This is a genomic window from Nocardia sp. NPDC052001, assembly GCF_040680615.1.
GTDB lineage: Bacteria > Actinomycetota > Actinomycetes > Mycobacteriales > Mycobacteriaceae > Nocardia.
Genome location: NZ_JBFAXC010000006.1, coordinates 302,284 through 328,951, shown reverse-complemented (window position 1 = coordinate 328,951; position 26,668 = coordinate 302,284). Strand labels below are relative to the sequence as shown.

Annotated in this window: 1 protein-coding gene (cut by a window edge); it reads left to right on the top strand. The window is 68.4% G+C overall.

The window, feature by feature from the left end; all coding sequences use genetic code 11:
• The first annotated feature begins 129 nt into the window (after positions 1-129).
• On the top strand, positions 130-26,668 hold the 5' portion of the coding sequence (locus AB0L82_RS27945) for a non-ribosomal peptide synthase/polyketide synthase (protein ID WP_364642562.1). 17,876 nt of this gene lie beyond the right edge of the window; the window shows 26,539 of its 44,415 coding nt (coding positions 1-26,539); it begins with the start codon at positions 130-132; the stop codon falls past the right edge of the window.

Here is a 26,668-nt window from a genome sequence, read left to right as displayed (position 1 = left end):
TAGATAGCCCAGGGGATCTCAAAAATACGTGAAGTGAGCCCCGAGCATCGGACGCCACCCTGGCTGGTGTGGCGTCCTGTTCGGGTTTTCGGTGGGGAGCGCTGTGGTGTTCCAGAAGCGAGGTTTGGGTTGGACCGGCTAGATTTCGGCGGCAACGGCGAAGCTGGCAGCGAAATCGCGCCGGGATCGGGCGAGGCGTTTCCGCTGTCGCCTGCTCAGCTGGGCATTTGGTACGCCCAGCATCTCGACCCGCAGGTGCCGATCAATATCGCGCAGTACGTCGAACTGCGCGGTGTGATCGACGTTCCGCTGCTGGAGCAGGCCATGGTCGACGGCTCGCTCGAGGTGGGTTCGGGCTTCCTGCGCATCATCGAGCGCAATGGCGAACCGCTGCAGCTGATCGACGAGTCGCTGGACCGCACGATCTATCAGGTCGACGTCCGCGATGCCGAGGATCCGCGCGCGGCCGCCCTGGAGTGGATGCGCGCCGACTACAGCCGGCCGCTGAACATCACCGAGGATCGCCTGATCCGCTCGGCGATGATCCAGGTGGGCGAGGACCACTACTACTGGTACGCCCGCGTGCACCACATCGTGCTCGACGGCTTCAGCGCCATGACCTACCTGGGTCGCGTCGCGGAGATCTACACCGCGCGCTACAACGGCGAGGAACCCGCCGCCTCCAAGGCGACCCCGCTGCGCACCATGGTCGAGCAGGAGTTCGCGTACCGCGAGAGCACCCGCTTCGCCGGGGACAAGGCGCACTGGGCCGAGCGAGTGGCCGGTCTGGAAGAGGGGACATCGCTGTCCGGGCGCAGCGCGCCCCCGGCCGCGATGAACCGCGTCGCCTCCGCCTTGCTCACCGATGATCAGAGCTCACTGCTCGATACCGCGGTGGCCGTTCATGATTCGTCTCCGGCGGTGCTGCTGGTGGCCGGTTTCGCGGGTTATCTGGCGCAGTGGACCGGCACCGAGGATGTCATCCTGTCGCTGCCGGTGACCGCGCGCACCACCGCGGCCATGCGCCGCTCGGGTGGCGCGGCATCGAATATCGTGCCGCTGCGCCTGCGGGTCGGGCACGGCACCACCATCGACGAGCTGGTCAAACAGGTCACCGTCGAGATCTCCGGCGCGCTGCGGCATCAGCGCTACCGGCACGAGGACATTCGCCGCGACAGCGCGGGCGAGGGCGTGGTGAACCGGGAGTTCTTCGGCCCCTGGGTCAACATCATGCTGTTCCACAACGAGGTGACCCTGGGCCCGGTCACCGGTGAGTACAGCGTGCTGTCCACCGGTTCCATCGAGGATCTGGGCATCAACTTCTATCAGTCGGTGGCGGGCACCCGGAACCACATCGATTTCGAGACCAACCCGAACCTGTACACCGAAGACGAGACGCGTCAGCATCATTCGCGTTTCCTGGAGTTCTTCGACAACTTCCTGGCCGCGAGCGCCGAGCAGCGGGTGTGGGGTCTGCCCATCACCACCGCCGCCGAACGCACCCGCACCCTGGTGGAGTGGAATTCGGCGAGACATGAGGTCCCGACCACCACGCTGCCGGATCTGCTGGACGCGCAGATCCCGCTGACGCCGAACAATATCGCCCTGGAATTCGAGGGCGCGACGCTGACCTACGCCGAATTCGGCGAGCGCGTCAACCGCCTGGCGCGGTTCCTGATCGCCGACGGCGTCGGCCCGGAATCGCTTGTCGCCCTTGGCATGCGGCGCTCGCTGGAGCTGGTCGTCGGTATGCACGCGGTCCTGCGCGCCGGTGGCGCGTACGTGCCGATCGACCCGGATCATCCGGCCGATCGCACCGCCTACATCCTCGAGTCCGCGGCACCGGTCTGCGTATTGACCACCGCCCGCGATGAACTCGCGCTGCCGGATTCGGTGCGGCGCTTGGAGATCGACACCCTCGACGTATCGGGCTATTCGAACAACCCGGTGACGGACGCGGATCGGATCGCCCCGCTGCGCCCGCTCAACACCGCGTACGTCATCTACACCTCGGGTTCCACCGGCCGTCCCAAGGGCGTCGCGGTCACCCACCACGCCATCGTCAACCAGGAACTCTGGATGCTGGACGAGTACGGCTTCACCGCCGACGACGTCTACCTCCAGAAGACCGCCACCACCTTCGACGTCTCGCTGTGGGGTTACTTCCTGCCGCTGATGGTGGGCGCGAAGATGATCATCGCCACCCCGGACGGGCATCGCGATCCGGTGTACGTCGCGGAAACCATTCAGCGCCACGGGGTCACGGTCACCGACTTCGTGCCGTCGATGCTGACCGTGTTCGTCTCGCATGCCAGTGCCGCGCAGTGTGTTTCGCTGAAGACCGTCTTCGTCATCGGTGAGGCGTTGCCGCCGGAGACCGGCGCGAGCTTCCGGGCGCTGAGTTCGGCGGGCCTGCACAACCTGTACGGCCCCACCGAGGCCGCGGTCTCGGTGACGTACTGGGAGAACACCGATGCCGACACCGTCACCGTGCCGATCGGCGTGCCGGAGTGGAATGTCGATGTCTACGTACTGGATTCGCGCCTGCGCCCGGCCGCGATCGGTGCGCACGGTGAGCTGTACCTGGGCGGGCGTCAGCTCGCGCGCGGGTACAAGGGCCGCCCGGATCTGACCTCGGATCGCTTCGTCGCGAATCCGTTGTCGGACACCGGCGAACGCATGTACCGCACCGGTGACCTGGTGCGCTGGAATGCTTCCGGCGCGCTGGAGTACATCGGCCGCACCGACTTCCAGGTCAAGTTCCGCGGTCAGCGCATCGAGTTGGGTGAGATCGAGACCGATCTGCTCGCGCATCCGTCGGTCAGCCAGGCCGCCGTGCTGGTGATGGACACCGCGACCGGTCAGCAACTGGTCGCGTACGTGGTGCCGATGCCGGGCCAGAGCATCGAACCGGCCGAGCTGACCCGTTTCGCCGCCGAGAAGCTGCCGACCTACATGGTCCCGGCCTCGATCATGGTGCTGGCGGCATTCCCGCTCAACACCTCCGGCAAGCTGGATCGTAAGGGTCTGCCCGATCCGGTGTTCAGCGTGGACGCCGCCGGGTACCGTGCCCCGCGCACCGCCGCCGAGGAGATCGTGGCGGGCATCTTCGCCGATGTCCTCGGCCACGAGCGCGTCGGCATCGATGACAATTTCTTCGATCTGGGCGGTAACTCGCTGGTCGCCACCCAGGTGGTGGCCCGAATCTCGGCCGCGTTCAGCACCCGCCTCGGTGTGCGCGCGCTGTTCGAGACGCCCACCGTCGCGGGCATCGCCACCCGCATGGAGAACACCGCCCCGTCCGAGGTTTCGCGGCTGCCGCTGGTGGCGCAGCGGCGACCGGAGCGGGTGCCGCTGTCGCTGGCGCAGCAGCGCATGTGGTTCCTGAACCAGTTCGACCCCAATGTGCCCACCTACAACCTGCCGTTCGTGGTGCGGTTGCGCGGCGGCGTCGATCTCGACGCGCTGCAGTCGGCGCTGCACGATGTGGTGGAGCGGCAGGAATCGCTGCGCACCGTCTTCCCGGAATCCGGTGACGGCGGCCTGCAGCAGGTGCTGCCCATGTCCGAGGTGGATCTCGGCATCGAGGTCCAGCCCATCGCCGAGAGCGAATTGTTCTCCGCGCTGGCCGAATTCGCCTCGCGCGGGTTCGATGTCTCACGTGAACTGCCCATTCGGGTGCGGGTGTTCCAGGTGGGCGAGGCGACAGCCGAATCGGCCGATTACGCCGTGGCTTTCGTGGTGCATCACATCGCGGCGGACGGTTTCTCCTTCGGTCCGCTCTCGCGGGATATGACCGCCGCCTATCTGGCGCGGGTCGGCGGGCAGGAGCCCGCGTGGGCTCCGCTGCCGGTGCAGTACCAGGACTTCTCCCTCTGGCAGCGTGAGGTACTGGGTTCGGAATCCGATCCCGAATCCATGGCCGCACGCCAGATCGCCTACTGGCGTTCGTCTTTGGCGGGGCTGCCCGATCAGCTGGACCTGCCCGCGGATCGCCCGCGCCCGCCGGTGCAGTCGTTCCGGGGTAGCCGCGTCACCTTCGAGATCCCGGCCGAGCTGCACGGCAAACTCGCCGGATTGGCTCGCGCGCAGGGTGTTTCGCTGTTCATGGTGATGCACTCCGCGCTCGCGGTGCTGCTGGCCCGGTTGTCCGGGACCTCCGATATCGCCATCGGCACCCCGGTCGCCGGTCGTGGCGAGCAGGCCCTGGACGACCTGATCGGCATGTTCGTCAACACCCTGGTGTTGCGGTCGGAAGTGCGCGGGGCGGAGAGCTTCTCCGAATTCCTCTCGCGCACCCGGGAAACCGATCTCGCGGCGTTCGCGGCCACCGATGTGCCGTTCGAGCGCCTGGTCGAGGTCATCAACCCGACCCGCTCGCAGGCGCGGCATCCGCTGTTCCAGGTGATGCTGTCCTTCCAGGAGATGTCGCACGGCTCCATGGAGCTGCCCGGGCTCACCGTGTCCGCGGATGAGCTCGAGGTCGATATCGCCAAGTTCGACCTGCAGTGGACGTTGACCGAACAGCGCGATGTGTCCGGCGCTGCCGCCGGACTGTCGGTGGTGCTGTCCTACGCCACCGATCTGTTCGATGCCGAGACCGTGGCCGAGTTCGGGCACCGCTTCGTGCGCGTGCTCGAAACCGCCGTCACCGCACCGGAAACCGTGGTCCGCGATATCGACATCCTCAACGAGGATGAGCGCGCCCAGGTGCTGGGCGATTGGAGCCGCAACGAACACGCGCTGCCCGGCGCGCGCACGGTGCTGGACCTGTTCGAGGAACAGGTCCGGGTGCGCCCGCACGGCACCGCCCTGATCTTCGATCCGGGCGAGCGCAGCGGCAGCATGTTCGGCGCGGCCGCCGAACTCAGCTACGCCGAGTTCTCCAGCCGGGTCAATCGCCTGGCGCGCAAGCTCATTGCCGAGGGCGTGGGTCCGGAGACGCTGGTCGCGGTCGGTATCCGCCGTTCCATCGACATGCTGGTGGCCATCTACGCCACCCTCACCGCCGGTGGCGGTTATGTGCCGGTCGATCCCGATCATCCGGCCGAGCGCACCGATTACGTCCTCGGCAGCTCGCGTCCCGTGGTCCTGCTGACCACCACCGACGACGCGGTCGAGAACGCCGAATGCACCGTGCTGCACCTGGATTCGCTGGATCTGAGCGAATTCGACGCCGCGCCGATCACCGACGCCGATCGACTGGCTCCGCTGCGCCCGTCGAACACCGCGTACGTGCTCTACACCTCCGGCTCGACCGGCCGCCCCAAGGGCGTCGCGGTCCCGCACGGCGCGGTACTGAACCAGATCGCCTGGATCACGAGCGAATACGGTATCGACGACACCGATGTGATCCTGCAGAAGACCCCCGTTACCTTCGACGTGTCGGTGTGGGAACTCTTCGGCTCGCTCGCCGTGGGCGCACAGCAGGTCATCGCGGCCCCGGACGGACACCGCGATCCCATGTACCTGTCCGAGGTCATCGGACGGCACCGGGTCACCATGACCTCGTTCGTGCCGTCCATGCTGAGCGTGTTCGCCAGCAGCGCCTCGGCGGCCGAATGCCTGTCGCTGCGTGCGGTTCTGGTCGCCGGTGAAGCCCTGCCGCCCGCCACGGTCACCGCGTTCCGGCGCTTCTCCACCGCGGCCGTGCACAACCTGTACGGCCCCACCGAGTTCACCGTGCACGCGACCTACGCCGCGATCGCCAACCCGACCCCGGCGCAGGTGCCGATCGGGCGTCCGGTGTGGAACGCGCACACCTACGTCCTGGACGAGGGCCTGCGCCCGGTCCCGGCCGGTGTCCCGGGTGAGTTGTACCTGGGCGGCACCCAGGTCGCGCGCGGCTACTACGGCCGCCCCGACCTGAGCGCGGAACGGTTCGTCGCCGACCCGTTCGGCACCCCGGGTTCACGCCTGTACCGCACCGGTGACCTGGTGCGCTGGAACGCATCCGGCGCACTCGAGTACATCGGCCGCACCGACTTCCAGGTCAAGTTCCGCGGTCAGCGCATCGAACTCGGCGAGATCGAAACCGCCCTGCTCGGCCACCCGTCGGTCAATCAGGCCGTGGTGCTGGTCATCGACACCGTCGCCGGTGATCAGCTGGTCGCCTATGTGGTGACCCGCGGCCCGGTGGACCTGGACAGTGTGAAGGCGCTGCTGCATCGCACCCTGCCCGCGTACATGGTGCCGTCGGCTTTCGTTGTGCTGGAAGCCTTCCCGCTCAATGCCTCGGGCAAGCTGGACCGCCGGGCGCTGCCCGCGCCGGTGTTCGAGGTGCGCGAATTCCGCGCTCCCACAACGCCTATCGAAGAGATCGTGGCGCAGATCTTCGGCGAGGTGCTCGGCATCGCGCGCGTCGGCGTCGATGACGACTTCTTCGAACTTGGCGGCAACTCGCTCATCGCGACCCAGGTGGCGACCCGCCTGGGCACCGCCCTCGATACCCGCGTGCCGGTGCGCATGCTGTTCGAGGCCGCCACCGTGGCCGCGCTCGCGGCCCGGGTGGAATCGCATGCCGGTGACGGTGCGCGCAAGGCCCTGGTGGCCCGTGAGCGGCCCGCCGATATCCCGCTTTCCCTTGCGCAGCAGCGCATGTGGTTCCTGAACCGGTTCGACACCGCGTCGGCCGTGAACAACATCCCGGTCGCCATCCGGCTCTCGGGTGAACTCGATGTGGCAGCGCTCCAGGTCGCGGTCATCGATGTCATCGACCGGCACGAATCGCTGCGCACCGTCTTCCCGGAGACCGCGCACGGCCCGGTGCAGCGCGTGCTCGACGCCGCGCAGATCGTGCCCGACCTGACCCCGGTGCCGGTCACCCAGGCCAACCTCATCGACCATCTGGTCGAGCTGGCGTCGATGGCGTTCGACGTCACCGATGAGGTGCCGATGCACGCCGCGCTGTTCGAACTCAGCGAGTCCGAGTTCGTATTGGGCATGGTGGTGCACCACATCTCCGCCGACGGCTGGTCCATGGGACCGCTCGCGCGCGATGTCATGGTCGCCTATGCCGCCCGCACCTCGTGGGAGGCTCCGGCGTGGGCGGAACTGCCCGTGCAGTACGCCGACTACGCGCTCTGGCAGCGCGAGGTGCTCGGTGCCGAGGATGATCCGAACTCGTTGATCGCCAAGCAGATTCGGTACTGGGCCGACACCCTGGCCGATCTGCCGGACGAGCTGGTGCTGCCCTCGGATCGCCCGCGCCCGGCCACCGCCTCGTATCGCGGCGGCACCTACCCGTTCGCCATTTCCGCCGAGACGCAGCAGCGCCTGGTGGAATTGGGCCGCAGGCACAATGCCTCGCTGTTCATGGTGCTGCACAGTGCGCTCGCGGTACTGCTGGCCCGTCTGTCCGGCACCAGCGATATCGCCATCGGCACACCGGTGCACGGTCGCGGTGAGGCCGCGCTCGACGATCTGATCGGCATGTTCGTCAACACCCTGGTGCTGCGCAGCGAGGTGGAGTCCGAGAAGACCTTCGCCGACCTGCTGGCGCAGGCGCGCGAGAGCGATCTGCACGCCTTCGCGCACGCCGATGTGCCGTTCGAGCGCCTGGTCGAGGTGCTCAACCCGGCACGCTCGCAGGCCCGCCACCCGCTGTTCCAGGTCATGCTGACCTTCCAGAACACCCGGCAGGCCAGCCTGGAACTGCCCGGACTCTCGGTCAACGGCATCGACTACGACGCCCAGCTGGCCAAGTTCGATCTGCAATTGACGTTGCAGGAGGCGCAGGACGCGCACGGCGAGAACGCGGGCATGTCCGCCGAGTTCTCCTATGCCCGTGACCTTTTCGACGAGGCCACGGTCGCGGCGTTCGCGCACCGGCTGGACCTGATTCTGGCGGCCGTCGTGGCCGATCCGTCGCAGCCGATCGGCGATATCGATCTGCTGATCGACGGTGAGCGCGACAGGGTGCTCGAGGGCTGGAACAACACGGCCTTCGACCTCGCCGAGGTACTGCCCGCACTGCCCGAAGGCGATGCGGCGACGCTGGTTTCGCTCTTCGAGGCCCAGGCGCTGACCAGCCCCGATGCGATTGCCGTCGTCTTCGAGGGGACAAGTCTGTCCTACGCCGAGTTCTCGGGCCGCGTCCATCGCCTGGCCCGCAAGCTCATCGCCCAGGGCGTCGGCGCGGAATCGCTGGTGGCCCTCGCCATCCGCCGTTCGGTGGATCTCGTGGTCGCCATGTACGCGGTGCTCGAGGCCGGTGGCGCGTACGTGCCGCTGGATCCCGATCAGCCCGCCGAGCGCATCGACTACGTGCTCGACACCGCACGCCCGGTCGCCATCCTGACCACCGGCCGTGACGACTACGTCACCGGCCGCAATGTGCCCGTGCTGGAGATCGATTCCCTCAACCTCGAGGGCTATTCGGCCGCGCCGATCACCGATGCCGAACGTGGACGGGCGATCAGCCCGTCGCACACCGCGTATGTCATCTTCACCTCGGGTTCGACCGGTCGCCCCAAGGGTGTGGCGGTGGAGCACGGTGCGATCGTGAACCGTCTGCTGTGGATGCAGCACGAGTATCCGATCTCTGCCGAAGACGCTGTGCTGCAGAAGACTCCGGCGACGTTCGATGTGTCGGTGTGGGAGTTCTTCTGGCCCTTGCAGACCGGTGCTCGCCTGGTCGTCGCCAAGCCCGACGGCCACCGCGATCCGGTGTATCTGGCGCAGATCATCGCCGAACAGGGCATCACCACGGCGCATTTCGTGCCGTCGATGCTCTCGGTCTTCGTTGCCACCCTGGGCAATGAGAACGGTGACTCCACCGTTGCCGCGCCGCGGCTGCGGCAGGTCTTCGCCTCCGGTGAGGCGCTGCCCGCCCCGACCGCGCAGAAGCTGCGCGAGCTGACCGGTGCCCGCCTGCACAACCTCTACGGCCCCACCGAAGCCGCCGTCGATGTCACGTACCACGAGGTCGTGGACGCCGACACCGTCTTCGTGCCGATCGGCCGCCCGGTGTGGAACACCCGCACCTACGTCCTGGACGCCCGCCTGAACCCGGTCGCGCCGGGTGTCGCGGGTGAGCTCTATCTCGCGGGCGATCAGCTCGCTCGCGGGTACCTGGGCCGACCCGATCTGTCCGCGGATCGCTTCGTGGCCAACCCCTTCGGCGTTCCCGGTGCTCGCATGTACCGCACCGGCGACCTGGTGAAGTGGACCGGCGCGGGGGAGATCGAATACCTGGGCCGCACCGACTTCCAGGTGAAGTTGCGCGGTCTGCGCATCGAACTCGGTGAGATCGAGGCCGCGCTGCTGTCGCAGCAGGGTGTCGCCCAGTCCGTCGTGGTGGTCCGCGCCGATGCCCATGCCGGTGATCAGCTCGTCGGTTACGTGGTCCGTGAGCCGGAGGCCGTCATCGATCTGGACGCGGTCAAGGCCGCGCTCGGTCGTTCGCTGCCGGGCTATATGGTCCCGGCCGCGATCATCGTGCTGGACGCCTTCCCGGTGAACGCCTCCGGCAAGCTGGATCGCAAGGCGTTGCCCGCACCGGTCTTCGAGGCCAGGCGTTTCCGCGCCCCCGCCACCCCGATCGAGGAGATCACCGCCTCGATCTTCGCCGAATTGCTCGGCATCGACCGGGTCGGCGTCGACGACGATTTCTTCGAACTCGGCGGCAACTCGCTGGTCGCCACCCAGGTGGTCGCCCGGCTCTCCGCCGCGCTCAATGCCGAGATCGGCGTGCGCGTGCTGTTCGAGGCCCCGACCGTGGCCGCGCTGGCCGCCCGCGTGGAATCGCACGCCGGAACCGGTGTGCGCCAAGCACTTACGGTGCGCACCCGGCCCGAGCATCCGCCGCTGTCGCTCGCCCAGCAGCGCATGTGGTTCCTGAACCGGTTCGACACCGATTCGGCCGCCAATAACATCCCGGCCGCCGTAAGGCTCACCGGCGCACTGGATCTCGCCGCCATGCGGGGCGCGATCGCCGATGTGGTGGCACGGCACGAATCGCTGCGCACCATCTACCCGTCCTACGAGGGCGTCGCCTATCAGAAGGTGCTGCCCACCGCCCGAGCGATTCCGCAGCTTGACGTGCTGGACGTGGCCGAGGGCGAATTGTTCGCCGCCGTCTACGATTTCGCCGGTCGCGGCTTCGACGTCACCGCCGAACCGCCGGTGCGCCTGCGCGCCTTCCGCCTGGCCGACGACGATCACGTGCTGGTGCTCGTCGCGCATCACATCGCGGCGGACGGTTTCTCGATGAACCCGCTGGTGCGCGATCTCATGACCGGATACGTGGCCCGCAGCAACGGCGAGGCCCCGGGCTGGCCGGAACTGCCGGTGCAGTACGCGGATTACGCGCTGTGGCAGCGCGAAACCCTCGGCTCCGAGGATGATCAGCGCTCGCTCATCACCGAACAGCTGGACTACTGGCGGCGCACGCTGGCCGGACTGCCGGATGAGCTGCGCCTGTCCGCCAAGCCGCGCCCGGCCGTGGCCTCCTATGAGGCGGGCACGCACCGCTTCCGGGTGTCCGGTGAGCTGATCACCGGTCTGCAGCGGGTCGCGCAATCGCACGGCACCACGCTGTTCATGGTGGTGCACAGTGCTTTCGCCGCGCTGCTGGCCCGCCTGAGCGGCACCGATGACATCGCGGTCGGCATTCCGGTCGCCGGTCGCGGTGAGCAGGCGCTCGACGATCTCGTCGGCATGTTCGTCAACACCCTGGTGCTGCGTTCGCCGGTCGATACCGAGGAGAGCTTCGCCGAACTGCTGAAGAAGGTGCGCGAGCGCGATCTCGCCGCCTTCGCGCACGCCGATGTGCCGTTCGAACGCCTGGTGGACGTGCTGAACCCGGCGCGTTCGCAGGCCCGGCATCCGCTGTTCCAGGTCATGCTGTCGTTCCAGAATCTGGGCCGCACCGCATTGGAACTGCCGGGGCTGAGCGTGTCCGAGCTGGGCATCGACCAGCAGTCGGCCAAATTCGATCTGCAACTGACGCTGTCCGAGGTGCCTGCCGCCGCTGCCGATGCGGCGAATCCGGCCGGTATGGACGCCGAACTCGTCTATGCCACCGATCTTTTCGACGGCGCGTTCGCCGAGGTCTTCGCGCAGCGATTCGAGCGCATGCTCACCGCCCTGATCGCCGATCCCACCATGCGGGTCGGCGATGTGGAACTGCTCGGCGATTGTGAGCGCCAGCGGGTGCTGCGTGGCTGGAACGACACCGCGTTCGAGCTGGACGCGGCGCTGCCCGAGATCGTGGAAGGCGCCGCGGCGACCCTGGTTTCGCTGTTCGAGGCACAGGTAGCGCTGACTCCGGACGCGACCGCCGTCACCTTCGAGGGCACGAGTCTGTCCTACGCGCAGTTCGCCGGACGCGTCCGGCAGCTCGCGCGCTGGCTCATCGCCGCGGGCGTCGGCCCGGAATCCTTTGTGGCGCTGGGTATGCGCCGCTCCATCGATCTGGTGGCGGGTATGTACGCCGTCACCGTCGCCGGTGGCGCGTACGTGCCGCTGGATCCGGATCATCCGGCCGAGCGCACGCAGTACATCCTGGAGACCGCGCGGCCGGTCTGCGTGCTGACCTCCGGGGATGATTTGGACGGCGTCGCGGATCTGGAAGGGTCTGCCGCACGCCGGGTTCGGATCGATCAGCTGGATCTGTCCGGTTTCGCGGACACCCCGCTCACCGATGCCGACCGCATCGCCCCGCTGCGGCCGCGGAACACCGCGTATGTGATCTTCACGTCCGGTTCCACCGGTCGCCCGAAGGGCGTGGCGGTCAGCCATGCCGCCATCGTGAACCGCCTGGTGTGGATGCACGCCCAGTACGGCCTCGCCGCCGACGATGTGGTGCTGCAGAAGACCCCGGCCACGTTCGACGTGTCGGTGTGGGAGTTCTTCTGGCCCTTGCAGGTCGGTGCGCGCCTGGTCGTCGCCAAGCCGGACGGCCATCGCGATCCCGCCTACCTGGTGCGCCTCATCACCGCCGAGCACGTCACCACGGTGCACTTCGTACCGTCCATGCTGGCCGTGTTCGTGGCCGCCGAGGGCGCCGCCGACTGCACCAGCCTGCGCAATGTCTTCGCCTCCGGTGAGGGCCTGCCCGCGCCGACCGCACAGCGGCTGCGCGCGCTGACCGGTGCGCGCCTGCACAACCTGTACGGCCCCACCGAGGCCGCGGTCGACGTGACCTTCCACGAGGTCACCGATGCCGACACCGCCACGGTGCCGATCGGCGCGCCGGTCTTCAATACCCAGGTGTACGTGCTGGATTCGCGGCTGCGGCCGGTTCCGGTGGGTGTCGCGGGTGAGCTCTATCTGGCGGGCGATCAGCTCGCCACCGCGTACGTGGCGCGTCCCGATCTGACCGCGGATCGCTTCGTGGCCAACCCGTTCGGGGCCGGTGCGCGTATGTACCGCACCGGCGACCTCGTGGTCTGGACCGGTACGGGTGAGCTGGAATACCTGGGCCGCACCGACTTCCAGGTCAAGCTGCGCGGTCTGCGCATCGAACTCGGTGAGATCGAATCGGCGCTCACCGCGCTGAACTCGGTCGCGCAGTCCGTGGTCGTGGTGCGCAATGACGAGCGCACCGGTGAAGCGCGGGGAGGCGGAGCGCAGCTGGTGGCGTACCTGGTCGCGGCGGACGGTCATATCGACCTCGACGCCGTGAAAGACGCGCTGTCCCAGCAGCTTCCGGCCTATATGATCCCGGCCGCCTTCATGGTGCTGGACGCCTTCCCGCTCAATGCCTCCGGCAAGCTGGATCGCAAGGCGCTGCCCGCCCCGGCCTTCGCGGCCAAGGTGTACCGCGCCCCGGAGACCCCGGTGCAGCAGACCGTCGCCGGTGTCTTCGCCGATGTGCTCGGCGGCGATACGGTCGGCCTGGACGACGATTTCTTCGAACTCGGCGGCAACTCGCTGATCGCCACCCAGGTGGTGGCGCGCCTGTCCACCGCGCTCGACGCCGATGTGCCGCTGCGCACGCTGTTCGAGGCCACCACCGTTGCCGCCCTTGCGGCGCAATTGGAATCGCGCGTCGGCACCGGCAGCCGCGCACCGCTGGTCGCGCAGGAGCGCCCCGCCCCGGTGCCGCTGCCGACCGGTGAGACCGCCGCGCTCGCACCGCTGTCCCCGGCGCAGCAGCGCATGTGGTTCCTGAACCGCTTCGACAACCGCACCGCCGTCAACAACATCCCGGTGGCGCTGCGCCTGACCGGCGAGGTCGATATCGCGGCCTTCAATGCCGCCGTCGGCGATGTGCTGGCGCGGCACGAGGCGCTGCGCACCGTCTACCCCGAGGTCGCCGGTGACGGCTTCCAGCGCGTGCTGGAGCTGTCCGAGATCGATTTCGAGGTGCGCACCGAGACGGTCAACGTGGCCGAATTGCCTTCGCGCATCACCGAACTCGCGAGCGTGTACTTCGACGTCACCCGTGAGCTGCCGTTCCGCGCCACCGTGCTCTCGGTGACCCCGGAGGGCAAGCACGCCCGCGCCACCCATGTGCTGGTGCTGGTGCTGCACCACATCAGCGCGGATGGTTTCTCACTGCGTCCGCTGCTGCGCGACGTGGTGGGCGCGTACCTGGCCCGCAGTGGCGGTTCGGCTCCCGAGTGGACGCCACTGCCGGTGCAGTACGCGGATTACGCGCTGTGGCAGCGCGAGGTGCTCGGTGATGAGCGCGATCCGGAATCGGTCGCCGCCCAGCAGGTGCACTACTGGAGCGAACAGCTGCGCGATCTGCCCGAGCAGATCGAGTTGCCCGCCGACCGGCCGCGTCCCGAGGTCGCCACCAATGCCGGTGGCACCTACGACTTCTCGATCGACGCCGAGCTGCGCCGCGCGCTCACCGGGCTCGCCCGCGAGCACGATGTCACGCTCTTCATGGTGCTGCACGCCGCGCTGGCCACCTGGTCCGCGCGCCTGTCCCGCTCCATCGATATCGCCGTCGGCACCCCGATCGCCGGTCGCGGCGATCGCGCGCTGGACGATTTGATCGGCATGTTCGTCAACACCCTGGTGCTGCGCACCCCGGTGCTGCCGGACGCCTCCTTCCGCGAGCTGCTCGCGCAGGTGCGCCGCACCGATCTGGCCGCCTTCGCGCACGCCGATGTGCCGTTCGAACGCCTGGTGGATGTGCTCAGCCCGGTGCGCTCGCAGGCGCATCACCCGCTGTTCCAGGTGGCGCTGACCTTCGAGGCCGCCGGCGCCAAGGACGCGGGCGCGGTCTCGCTGCCCGGGCTGGAGCTGGAAGCCGTCGAATTCGATCCCGGCACGGCCAAATTCGATATTCAGCTGACCGTCGGCGAACGCGCCGACGATTCGCTGAGCCTGTCCTGGAACTACGCCACCGATCTGTTCGATCCCGAGACCGTGGCCTCGTTCGCCGAGCGCCTGGTCCGTATCCTGCGCGCGGTCACCGAGGATCCCTCGGTGCCGCTCGGCGATATCGATCTGCTCGGCGGCGTAGAACGTCACGAGGTGTCCGAGCGCTGGGTCTCCGCCGGTGACGACATCGTGGAACTGGCCGCGGTCGCCCGTGCCGCCGTGCGCGCCAAGGATATCGCCGTCGAGACGAACGGCGCGGCGCACACCGCGGGCACCAACGGCGTCGCGATCACGCACACCGGCAACGCCGATATCTCGGCCGAAGAGCTGGCCGAGGTGCTCACGCCGGGTGGCGTGCTCGGTGCCGTCGGTGAGCTGTTCACCGATCCGGTGGCGGCGCTGTCCAGCCCGTTCGTGGACGCGGACGCCACGCTGTCGAGCCTGTTCGATCGGGCCGTCGCGGCGCATCCGGAGCGGATCGCGGTGCGGTTCGGCGAGGACGAGCTGACCTATGACGATCTGGATCGGCGCTCGAATGTGGTGGCGCGCAGGCTGATCGAGGATGGCGCGGGTCCGGAATCGCTGGTCGCGGTGCTGCTGCCGCGTTCGCTGGATCTGGTTGTCGCGCTGCTCGCGGTCATCAAGACCGGTGCGGGTTATGTGCCGGTCGATCCGACCTACCCGGCCGATCGCATCGCGTACGTGCTGTCCGATGCGAAGCCGACCAGCGTGGTCGTGGATTCGACCGTGACGGTGGAACTGCCCGCCGGGCTGCCGACCGTATCACTGGACGGGTACACCGTCGAAGCGGGCGATGTGGTGGACGCCGACGATTCGCCGATCACCGATGCCGATCGCACGGCGGCGCTGCGGCCCGATCACGTCGCGTACGTCATCTACACCTCCGGTTCCACCGGCCGCCCCAAGGGCGTGGCCGTGGCGCACCGGAATGTGGTGCGGCTCATGGCCAATACCGATCGCGAGTTCGGATTCACCGCCGATGACGTGTGGACGCTGTTCCACTCCTACGCGTTCGACTTCTCGGTCTGGGAACTCTGGGGACCGCTGCTCTACGGCGGCAAGCTCGTGGTGGTCGACTACTACGTCTCGCGCTCGCCGGAGCAGTTCCTGGAATTGCTGCGCCGCGAACGGGTTACGGTGCTCAACCAGACCCCGTCCGCGTTCTATCAGCTGGCCGAGGCCGAGCGGATCGCCGTCGCGGCGGGTGACGAGCAGTCGCTCGCGCTGCGCTACGTGGTCTTCGGCGGTGAGGCGCTCGAGCTGCGTCGCCTGAGCGATTGGGTTGCGCGCCACGGTGATTCCTCGCCGTACCTGGTGAACATGTACGGCATCACCGAGACCACGGTGCACGTCTCGCACCGGGTCCTGGACGCCGACACCATCGCGGCCGCCACCGGCAGCGTGGTGGGTCGCGCCATCGCGGGTCTGCGCGTGTACGTGCTCGATGAGCGCCTGCACCCGGTCCCGGTCGGTGTGGCGGGCGAAATGTACGTCGCGGGTGCGCAATTGGCGCGCGGCTACCTGGGTCGCCCCGACCTGACCTCGGCTCGTTTCGTGGCCAGCCCGTTCGGCGCGCACGGCAGTCGCCTGTACCGCTCGGGTGACGTGGCGCGCTGGAACCGCTTCGGTGAGCTCGAATACCTCGGCCGCGCCGATGATCAGGTCAAGGTGCGTGGTTTCCGCATCGAGCTCGGTGAGATCGAAGCGGCCGTGCTGGCCCAGCCGGGTGTCGCCCAGGCCGCGGTCATCGTGCGCGAGGACGCCCCGGGCGATCAGCGCATCGTCGCCTACGTGGTGCCCGAGGCCGGTGTCGAGCCGACCGATATCCGCCTGCTCGAGATCCGCGACGGTGCGGGCGAGCGCCTGCCGTCGTACATGGTCCCCGCCGCCATGGTGGCCATGGATCGAATCCCGTTGACCGTCAACGGCAAACTCGATCGCCGTGCCCTGCCCGCCCCCGCGGTGCAGGCGCGCGCCTTCCGCGCGTCCGAGACCCCGATCCAGGAGACGGTCGCCGCCGTCTTCGCCGAGGTCCTGGACCTGCCCCGGGTCGGCCTGGACGACGACTTCTTCGATCTGGGCGGCAACTCGCTCATCGCGACCCGGGTGGTCTCGCGCATCGGCGCGGCCCTGGACACCACGGTCGCGGTGCGCACGCTGTTCGAGGCGAGCACGGTGGAGGCCCTCGCGGCCCGCATCGAATCGCATGCCGACGGTGCGTCGCGCGCCAAGCTGGTGGCCCGCCCGCGCGTGCCGGGGGAGCTCGCGCCGCTGTCGTTCGCGCAGCAGCGCATGTGGTTCCTGAACCAGTACGACACCTCCTCGGCGGCCTACAACCTGCCGCTGGCGATTCGCCTCACCGGTGAACTCGACACCGCCGCACTGGAACTCGCGGTCGCCGATGTCGTGCGCAGGCATGAGTCGCTGCGCACCCGCTATCCGGAGCACGGCGGCACGCCGATGCAGGTGGTCGTCCCGGCCGAGCAGATCGCCCTCGATCTGCGCCCGGTCACGGTCGCGGCGGGTGAGCTCACCGAGACGGTGACCGCCTTCGCCACCCTCGGATTCAATGTGGCGGACCAGGTTCCGCTGCGCGCCCGGCTGTTCCGGGTCGGCACCGAGGACGCGTCCGAACATGTGCTCGTGGTCGTGGTGCACCACATCGCGGGCGATGGCTTCTCGATGGCCCCGCTGACCCGCGATGTCATGGTCGCCTACTCGGCGCGCACCCAGGGTGCTGTCCCGGGCTGGGCCCCGCTCGCGGTGCAGTACGCGGACTTCGCCGTATGGCAGCGCGAAGTTCTCGGTAGCGAAGAGGATTCGTCCTCGCTGATGGCCCGCCAGGTGGGCTACTGGCAGCGCACCCTCGACGGCGTGCCGGATGAGCTGGCGCTGCCGATCGATCGCCCGCGCCCGGCCGTGGCCACCCATCGCGGTGCGACCTTGCAGCGCAGCCTGAGCCCCGAACTCATCGGCGCGCTGGAAGACATCGCGCGCAAGCGCGGTTCGTCGCTGTTCATGGTTATGCACAGCGCGCTCGCGGTGCTGCTGGCCCGGCTGTCGGGCGGCGATGACATCGCCGTCGGCACCCCGGTCGCCGGTCGCGGTGAGGCCGCGCTGGACGATCTGGTCGGCATGTTCGTCAACACCCTGGTGCTGCGCACCGGAATCGATCCGGCGGAATCGTTCTCGGATCTGCTCGATCGCGCCCGGCATACCGACCTCGACGCCTTCGGCAATGCCGATGTGCCGTTCGAGCGCCTGGTGGAGTTGCTCGCACCGGAGCGGTCACAGGCCCGGAACCCGCTGTTCCAGGTCATGCTGGCATTCCAGAACCTGGATCGCGCCACTCTGGAACTGCCGGGGCTGACCGTCGCGGCGCTGGATCTCGACGAGAACATCTCGCGCTTCGATCTGCAATTCACGCTGTCCGAGCAGGACGCCGGTATGGCGCTCGCGCTGACCTATGCCACGGATCTGTTCGACGCGGACACCGCCGCCGGGTTCGCGCAGCGCTGGCTGCGGGTGCTGGAAGCCGTCGCCGCCGATCCGGAGGTCACGGTCGGGGCGATCGATATCCTCGATCGGCCCGAGCGCGCCGATCTGGTGGCGCGTTTCGGCGCTCCCGCCATCGCGGGCCGCACCCTGCCCGAACTGCTGGCCGAGGCCGTGGCGCGGGATCCGCAGGCCGTGGCCGTCCGCTTCCAGGGGCGAGGTCTGTCCTATGCCGAGCTGGATGAGCGCTCGAATCGCCTGGCGCGCCTGCTCATCGAGCGCGGAATCGGCACCGAGAACCTGGTCGCCATCGCGGTGCCGCGTTCGGATGATTCGTACTTCGCCGAATGGGCGGTCACCAAGACCGGTGCGGCGTTCGTTCCGGTCGACCCGAACTATCCGGCCGACCGCATCGCGCATATGGTCACCGATTCGGGTTCCCCGGTCGGCCTGACCGTGGCCGCGGTGCGCGCCGATCTGCCGGAATCGGTGGAGTGGCTGGTCCTGGACGAACTGGACCTGAACGCCTTCTCCGCCAACGCCATTGGCGATGCTGAGCGGGTGCGCCCGCTGCGCCCGGAGCATCCGGCGTACGTCATCTACACCTCCGGCTCCACCGGCGTCCCCAAGGGCGTCGTGGTCTCGCATGCCGGTCTGGCCAACTTCAGTGTGGAGCAGGTCGAGCGCTACGGCCTCGATTCCTCCTCGCGCGCACTGCATTTCGCCTCGCCGTCGTTCGACGCCTCCATGCTGGAGTTCCTGCTCGCCATCGGCGCGGGCGGTGCGCTCGTGGTGGTGCCGCCGGGCGTCTACGGCGGTGACGAGCTGTCGGAGCTGATTCGCTCCGAGGGCGTCACGCACGCGTTCATCACCCCGGCCGCGCTGGCCACCTTCGATCCGGCCGGACTGGATACGCTGCGCGTACTGTCCGCCGGTGGTGAGGCGGTCCCGGCCGATCTGGTCGCCAAGTGGGCTATTCCGTTGGCGGACGGCACGATTCGCGCCTTCCACAATGGTTACGGCCCGACCGAGACCACCATCATGACCAATATCAGCGATCCGCTGGTCGCGGGCGATCTGGTCACCATCGGCGGCCCGACCCGGGGTATGCAGTCGCTGATCCTGGACAACCGGCTGCGTCCCGTGCCGGTCGGTGTCGCGGGTGAGCTCTATCTGTCCGGCATTCAGCTGGCGCGCGGCTACCACGCGCGGCCGGGCCTGAGCGCGGACCGCTTCGTCGCCAACCCGTACGTGGACGGCGAGCGCATGTACCGCACCGGTGACGTGGTCCGCTGGACCCGCACGGGTGAGGTGGAATACGTCGGGCGCTCGGACTTCCAGGTCAAGGTGCGCGGTTTCCGCATCGAGCTCGGTGAGATCGACGCCGCGCTGGCCTCGCACGAGAGTGTTGACTTCGCGGTCACCATCGGCCACAAGAACGCCGCCGGTGCGACCTCGCTGGTGTCGTATGTGGTTGCCGCGCCGGGTCATTCGGTCGATATCGCCGCGGTCACCGCGCATGTCGAACAGCGCCTGCCCGCGTACATGGTGCCGTCCTCGGTCATGATCATCGATCGGGTGCCGCTGACCCCGGTCGGCAAGCTGGACCGCAAGGCGCTGCCCGAACCGGTGTTCGCCACCGAGGTGGTGTTCCGCGCCGCGCGAAACACCCTCGAGCACACCATTTCCGAGGTGTTCGCCGAAGTGCTGGGCCTGGAGCGGGTCGGCATCGACGATTCGTTCTTCGCCCTCGGCGGAGATTCCATCGTCTCCATTCAGCTGGTGTCGCGCGCCAAGGCGCGCGGCGTGATCTTCAGTCCGCGTGACGTTTTCGAACAGCGCACGGTCTCGGGTCTGGCCGCGATCGCGGAAACCGCCGACGGTCAAGGCGATTCGGCTCCGCAGCTGCTGGAACTGCCCGGTGGCGGCGTCGGTGTCATGCCGCTCACCCCGGTGGTGCGGTTCATGGTGGAGCGGCCCGGCGAGTTCGGGCGTTTCAACCAGACCATGGCGCTGGAACTCCCGATCGGCATCGACCGGGCCGGTATCGCCGCCACGGTCGGCGCGGTCATCGACCGGCACGACATGCTGCGGGCGCGCCTGCGGCGGGTGCCGGGTGCGGACTGGATCGTGGAGACCGCGGCGGCGGGCGCGATCGATGTGGATTCGCTCATCGACCGCACCGAATTCGATCCGAGCGTTGATGCGGAGGAGTTCCTCGAAATCGCCTCGGCCGCACTGGATGCCACCCTGGACAAGCTGGATCCGACCGCCGGGGTGGTTGTTCGCTTCGTCTGGTTGGCACCGACCACGGCGAGTCGTGAATCCGGTACCGATCAGTCGCGTGCCGGTCGCCTCATCGTGGCCGCGCACCACCTGGTGGTGGACGGTGTCACCTGGCGCATCCTGGTGCCGGACTTCGTCGCGGCTTGGGGGCAGATCTCCGCCGGGCAGACCCCGGAACTGGTCGCCCCCGCGACCAGCATGCGCACCTGGGCGCACGCCCTCGAGCGGGAGGCCGCCACCGAGGATCGGCTCGCCGAACTCGACTTCTGGCGCGGCGTCGTCGACGGACCGGATCCGCTGCTCACCGAGCGCGCCATGGATCCGGCGGTGGATATCACCGCCGTCGTCGAGAAGCACAAGGTCGAGGTTTCCGCCGAGACCACCAAATCGCTGCTCACCACCGTGCCCGCGCTGTTCCACGGCGGTGTCAATGACGGTCTGCTGACCGCGCTGGCGCTGACCGTGGCGAAGTGGCGCTCGGACAAGGGGATTGCGGCGGGGGAGAAGGCCGGGGGGCAGAACACAGCCCTCGTTCGCCTCGAAGGCCACGGCCGCGAGGAAGAGGTCGTGCCCGGCGCGGATCTGTCCCGCACGGTCGGCTGGTTCACCGCCATCTTCCCGGTGCGCTTCGATCTCTCCGGAATCGATGTGGACGCCGCCCTCACCGGCGGCGACGCCATGGGCCGCGCCATCAAGGCGGTCAAGGAGCAGCTGCTCGCCGTGCCGGACAAGGGCATCGGCTACGGCCTGCTGCGCTACCTGAACCAGGCCACCGCCGATCAGCTGCCCAAACAGCTGCCCGGTCAGATCAGCTTCAACTACCTGGGCCGCGTCAACGAGGGCGATGTGCCCGAGGCGCTGCGCGGCTTCGGCTGGATTCCGGCTCCCGAGCTCGGCAATCTGGGCGGCGCGTACGACGCCGATATGCCCGCCATGGCCCCGATCGATATCAACGCGATCGTGGTCGGGGACAAGCTGACCGCGAATATCGGTTACCCGAGCACCCTGCTCGACGCGGCCGCCGTCGCCGAATTCGGCGCACTGTGGATCTCCGCGCTGGATGCCGTCGCGCACCACGCGGAATCGGCGCAGGCCGGTGGGCACACCCCGTCCGACTTCGGTCTGGTGAATATCACCCAGCGCGATATCGACGGCTGGGAACAGCGTTTCGGCGCGATCGACCAGGTGTGGCCGCTGTCCGCGCTGCAGGCCGGTCTGCTCTTCCACGCCCAGCTCGCCGCCACCTCGGTGGATGTGTACACCGCGCAGGCGGTGCTCACCCTCACCGGTCGCGTCGACGGCGACCGCCTGCGCGCGGCCGCCCAGGCGCTGCTGGATCGGCACGAAATCCTGCGCACCGCATACGTTTCCGATGCCAATGGCGTTCCGGTGCAGGTGGTGCTGGACGGCGTGCACGTGGCCTGGGCCGCGCACGATTTCAGCGATATCGCCGATGCGGACGCTCGCCGCGCCGCCGTGGAACAGGTCATCGACGCCGATCGCATGACCCGGTTCGACCTCACCGCGCCGCCGCTGATTCGCTACGCGCTGGTGCGGACCGCCGCCGATGAGTGGCAGTTGGCCGTGGCCAACCATCACATCCTGCTCGACGGCTGGTCCATGCCGCTGCTCATGCAGGATCTGCTGGTGCTGTACGCCACGCATTCCGATGTGAGCGTGCTGCCGCCGGTGCGGTCCTACCGGTACTTCCTGGAATGGGTTGCGCAGCAGGACCGTTCGGCTTCGCTCGACGCCTGGAAGCAGGCGCTGCGCGGGGTGTCCGAGCCGACGCTGCTGACCCGCCCGGACGCGGGCCGCGAGATCACCGCGCTGTCCGGTGAGTACTTCTTCGATCTGGACGAGGCCGCGACCGCGCGCCTGACCGCGCTGGCCGCCGATATCGGCGTCACGCCGAATACGGTGCTCCAGGTGGCGTGGGGCATTCTGCTCGGCCGCCTCACCGGCCGCGAGGACGTGCTGTTCGGCACCACCGTGTCGGGCCGGCCGGCGCAGCTGTCCGGTGTGGAATCCATGGTGGGCCTGTTCATCAACACCGTGCCGGTGCGGGTCGCGTTCGACCGGGGCGAATCGGCGCGGGCGCTGCTCAACCGCACCCAGGGCGAGCAGGCCGATCTGCTCGATCACCACTACATCGGCCTGGCCGATATCCAGTCGGCCGCGCGCATCGGCGGGCTCTTCGACACCCTGGTGGTGTTCGAGTCCTATCCCGTTGACGCCGAGGGCATTCGGTCGCAGGCCGCGGATATCGACGGTATGGCCGTCACCGGTCTGGACGCCGCCGATGCCACGCACTACCCGCTGACCCTGATCGCCCAGCTCGACACCCGCCTGCGCGTTCGCGCGGGTTATCTGCGCGATCTGTTCGACGAGGACACCGTCCACCGGATCGCCGATCGCCTGATCCGGGTGCTCACCGCGATCACCACCGAACCCGAAGCGGCGGTGGGCGATATCGAACTGCTCGATGCCGATGAGCTGGCGCTCGTCACCACCGAGTGGAACGAGACCGGATACGACGTCGACACCGCCCTGGCCGTGACCTACGGGCTGGCGGACACCGATCGTGTTGATCCCGGCCACAAGCACGCCGGGATGACGGGGGCGGAGCCCGACGCCGCGAAGACGCTGGTCGCGCTGTTCGAGGCGCAGGCAGAGCGGACGCCCGATGCGATCGCGCTCAGCTTCGAGGGCACAGCTCTGTCCTATGGCGAGTTCGCCGAGCGGGTGCACCGCCTCTCGCGCTGGCTCATCGAGCGTGGTGTCGGCGCGGAATCGTTTGTGGCGCTGGGTATGCGGCGCTCCATCGATCTGGTGGTCGGTATGTACGCCGTCACCGTGGCCGGTGCCGCGTACGTGCCGCTGGATCCGGATCATCCGGCCGAGCGCACCGAATACATCCTGGCCACCGCCGATCCGGTGACCGTGCTGACCTCCGGTGAGGATCTGCCGGTGCAGACCGCGCAGGTGCGGATCGATCTGCTGGATCTGTCCAGCTACTCGGCCGCCCCGCTCACCGACGCGGATCGCGTTGTGCCGCTGCGGGCTTCGAATACCGCGTACGTCATCTTCACCTCCGGTTCCACCGGTCGCCCGAAGGGTGTGGCGGTGCCGCACGCGGCGATCGTCAACCGCCTGGTGTGGATGCAGTCCGAATACGGGCTCACCGCCGATGACGTGGTGCTGCAGAAGACCCCGGCCACCTTCGACGTATCGGTGTGGGAGTTCTTCTGGCCCTTGCAGATCGGCGCGCGCCTGGCCATCGCCAAGCCGGACGGTCATCGCGATCCCGCCTATCTCGCGGAACTCATCGCGAGCGAAGGCGTCACGGTCACCCACTTCGTGCCGTCCATGCTGGCGGTGTTCGTGGCCGAGGAAGCGGCGGTGCGGTGCACCAGCCTGCGCATGGTCTTCGCCTCCGGTGAAGCGCTCTCGCCCAAGCCCTCGCATAAGCTGCGCGAGATCACCGGTGCGGAACTGCACAACCTGTACGGCCCGACCGAAGCCGCCGTCGACGTCACGTACCACCATGTGACGGCCGTGGATGTGGACTCGGTGCCGATCGGCCGCCCGGTCTTCAATACCCAGGTCTACGTACTGGATTCGCGCCTGCGCCCGGTTCCGGTGGGTGTCGCGGGTGAGCTCTACCTGGCGGGCGATCAGCTCGCCACCGCCTATGTGGCGCGTCCCGATCTGACCTCGGATCGGTTCGTGGCCAACCCGTTCGGCTCCTCCGAGCGCATGTACCGCACCGGCGACCTCGTGGTGTGGAACGCCGACGGCGAGATCGAGTACATCGGCCGCACCGACTTCCAGGTGAAGCTGCGCGGTCTGCGCATCGAACTCGGCGAGATCGAATCCGCGCTCACCGCACTGGGTTCGATCGCCCAGTCGGTGGTCGTGGTGCGCGGGGATCAGCACACCGGTGACCAGCTGGTCGCCTATGTCATCGCCGCGCCGAACCGCACCGTGGACAGCGAGGGCGTGCGCGCCGAACTGGCCGACCGCCTGCCCGCGTACATGGTGCCGTCGGTGCTCATGGTGCTGGACGAGTTCCCGCTCAACGCCTCCGGCAAGCTGGACCGCCGCGCGCTGCCCGCACCGGTCTTCGAGGCCGCGGTCTTCCGCGCCCCCACCACCCCGATCGAGCAGATCGTGGCGGGCGTGTTCGCCGAGGTCCTGGGCCTGGAACGGGTCGGTCTGGACGATGACTTCTTCGCCCTCGGCGGTAACTCGCTCATCGCCACCCAGGTGGCGGCGCGCCTGTCCGCCGCGCTCGACACCCATTTGGGTGTGCGGGAGATCTTCGAGGCGTCCAGCGTCGCCGCGCTGGCGTCGCGCGCCGAATCGCATGCCGGGACGAACGCGCGTCAGGCCCTGATCGCGCGGGAACGCCCAGAACGCCTGCCGTTGTCGCTGGCCCAGCAGCGCATGTGGTTCCTGAACCGGTTCGATCCCGAATCGGCGGTGGACAATATCCCCGCCGCCGTGCGCCTCTCGGGTCTGGTCGACCGGCAGGCGCTGCAGATCGCCGTCGCCGATGTGCTGGCGCGGCACGAATCGCTGCGCACCCGGTACCCCGAGATCGACGGGACCGCCTACCAGGAGATCGTGCCGACCGGCCAGGTCATCCCGGACCTGACGCCGGTCGACGCCACCGAAGCCGGACTGCCGCAGGCGCTTTCGGAATTCCTGAGCACCGGCTTCGACGTCACCGTCGATGTGCCGTTCCGGGCCCGCCTGTTCGAGGTGAGCCCCACCGAACATGTGCTCGCACTGGTGGTGCACCACATCTCCGCCGACGGTTTCTCCATGGGCCCGCTCACCCGGGATGTCATGACCGCCTACGGCGCTCGCGTCGAGGGCGGCGAACCCGCCTGGCAGCCGCTGGAAGTCCAGTACGCGGACTACGCGCTGTGGCAGCGCGAGGTGCTCGGCGACGAGGCCGACGCGGAATCGGTTATCGCACGGCAGATCTCGTACTGGGGCCGGGCGCTGCGCGGACTGCCGGATCAGCTCGACCTGCCCGCCGACCGGCCGCGTCCCGCGGTCGCCACCGGCAAGGGCGCGACGCACACCTTCGCCATCGACGGCGAAACCCATGCCAAGCTGGTCGAATTGGCGCGTCAGCGCGGGGCCACGCTGTTCATGGTGGCGCACACCGCGCTCGCGGTACTGCTGTCCCGCCTGTCCGGTGAAGAGGACATCGCCATCGGCACGCCCGTCGCGGGCCGTGGTGAACGCGCCCTCGACGATCTGATCGGCATGTTCGTCAACACTCTGGTGTTGCGCACCCCGATCGACGCCGGCGCGGGCTTCACCCAGCTGCTGGAATCGGTGCGCGCCACCGATATCCAGGCGTTCGGTCATGCCGATCTGCCGTTCGAGCGGCTGGTGGAAATCCTCAACCCGGCCCGTTCGCAGGCCCGGCACCCGCTGTTCCAGGTCATGCTCTCGTTCCAGAACATGGGACCGGCCGAACTGGAGCTCCCGGGTCTGACCGTGAGCGGCGTGGATCTGCCGCTGGACACCGCCAAGTTCGATCTGCAACTGGTCCTGACCGAGGCCACCGCCGCGCACAATGTGTCCGGCAACGGTTTCGGCGGCACCCCGTCCGGCATCACCGCCGAACTCATCTACGCCACCGACCTGTTCGACGCGGCCACGATGGAACGCTTCGCGGCGCGGTTCAACCGTTTGCTGGAAGCCATTGCGGCACAGCCGGAAACGCCGGTCGGCGATATCGATCTGCTCGCCGCTGGCGAGCGGTCGCGGGTCGTGCTGGATTGGAACCGCACCTACTACTCGGTCGACGAGGTCGTCGCCGAGCAGACCGATGCGGTCGAGCGCGACGATATCGACTGGGCCGCACTGGAAGTCCCGGGCGCGTCCCGGCACGACCTGTGGCAGCTGCCCGAGACCGGTGACGCCGCGAACACGCTGGTCGCGCTGTTCGAGGCGCAGGCCGCGCGCACGCCCGACGCCGCCGCGCTCGGCTTCGAGGGCACAGGTCTGTCCTACGGCGAGTTCGCCGGGCGCGTGCATCGGTTGGCGCGCAAGCTGATCGAGGCCGGAGTCGGCCCGGACAGCCTGGTGGCGCTGGGTATCCGCCGCTCGCTCGACCTGGTCGTGGCCATGTACGCGGTGCTGGAGGCCGGTGGCGCGTACGTGCCGCTGGACCCCGATCAGCCCGCGGACCGCATCGATTACGTGCTCGAGACGGCGCGGCCGGTCTGCGTGCTGACCACCGAGCGTGACGGGTTCACCCACGCGAGCGTTCCGGTGCTCGCGGTGGACACGCTCGACCTTTCGGGCTACTCGGACGCGCCGCTCGGCGACGCGGATCGTGTTGCGCCGCTGCGTCCTTCGAATACCGCGTACGTCATCTTCACCTCGGGTTCGACCGGTCGTCCCAAGGGTGTGGCGGTCAGTCACGCGGCGATCGTGAATCGTCTGGTGTGGATGCAGGCCGAATACGGTCTGACCGCCGAAGATGTGGTTTTGCAGAAGACCCCCGCCACCTTCGATGTGTCGGTGTGGGAGTTCTTCTGGCCTTTGCAGGTCG